General features: G+C 64.2%; 1 protein-coding gene. It reads left to right on the top strand.

What is annotated here, in order from left to right:
* On the top strand, nucleotides 1–1,240 hold a 1,240-nt coding region (locus tag CQW31_RS30705), incomplete at its 5' end, for a Tn3 family transposase (protein WP_143524292.1).
* Nucleotides 1,241–1,273 lie beyond the last annotated feature (33 nt).

Here is a 1,273-nt window from a genome sequence, read left to right on the forward strand (position 1 = left end):
CAAGATCACCGAACTGCTGCTGGAGGTGGACGAATGGACGGGCTTCACTCGGCATTTCGCGCATCTGAAATCGGGCGACCCGGCCAAAGACAAGAACCTGTTGCTGACCACGATCCTCGCCGACGCGATCAACCTGGGCCTGACCAAGATGGCGGAGTCTTGCCCCGGCACGACCTACGCCAAGCTGGCTTGGCTGCAAGCCTGGCACATCCGCGACGAAACCTACGGGGCGGCGCTGGCCGATCTGGTCAACGCACAGTTCCGCCATCCCTTCGCCGAGCACTGGGGCGACGGCACCACCTCATCGTCGGACGGCCAGAACTTCCGCACCGGCAGCAAGGCCGAGAGCACCGGCCACATCAACCCGAAATACGGGAGCAGCCCAGGGCGGACGTTCTACACCCACATTTCTGACCAGTACGCGCCATTTCACACCAAGGTCGTGAACGTCGGCGTGCGCGATTCGACCTACGTGCTCGACGGCCTGCTGTACCACGAGTCCGACTTGCGGATCGAGGAGCATTACACCGACACGGCGGGCTTCACCGATCACGTCTTCGCCCTGATGCACCTCCTGGGCTTCCGCTTCGCGCCGCGCATCCGCGACCTGGGCGACACCAAGCTCTACATCCCGAAGGGCGACGCCGCCTATGACGCGCTGAAACCCATGATCGGCGGCACGCTCAACATCAAGCACGTCCGCGCCCATTGGGACGAAATCCTGCGGCTGGCCACCTCGATCAAGCAGGGCACGGTGACGGCCTCCCTGATGCTCCGAAAGCTCGGCAGCTACCCACGCCAGAACGGCCTGGCCGTGGCGCTCCGCGAGCTGGGCCGCATCGAGCGCACGCTGTTCATCCTGGACTGGCTGCAAAGCGTGGAACTGCGCCGCCGCGTGCATGCCGGCCTGAACAAGGGCGAGGCGCGCAATGCGCTGGCCAGGGCAGTGTTTTTCAACCGCCTGGGTGAAATCCGCGACCGCAGTTTCGAGCAGCAGCGCTACCGGGCTAGCGGCCTCAATCTGGTAACGGCTGCCGTCGTGTTGTGGAACACGGTCTATCTGGAACGGGCTGCGCACGCGCTGCGTGGCAACGGCCATGCCGTTGATGACGCGCTGTTGCAGTACCTGTCGCCGCTCGGTTGGGAGCACATCAACCTCACCGGCGATTACCTCTGGCGCAGCAGCGCCAAGATCGGCGCGGGCAAGTTCAGGCCGCTACGACCGCTGCAACCGGCTTAGCGTGCTTTATTTTCCGTTTTCTGAGGCGACCCC

This window comes from Pseudomonas sp. 382, from assembly GCF_002759075.1.
GTDB classification, from domain to species: domain Bacteria; phylum Pseudomonadota; class Gammaproteobacteria; order Pseudomonadales; family Pseudomonadaceae; genus Aquipseudomonas; species Aquipseudomonas vlassakiae.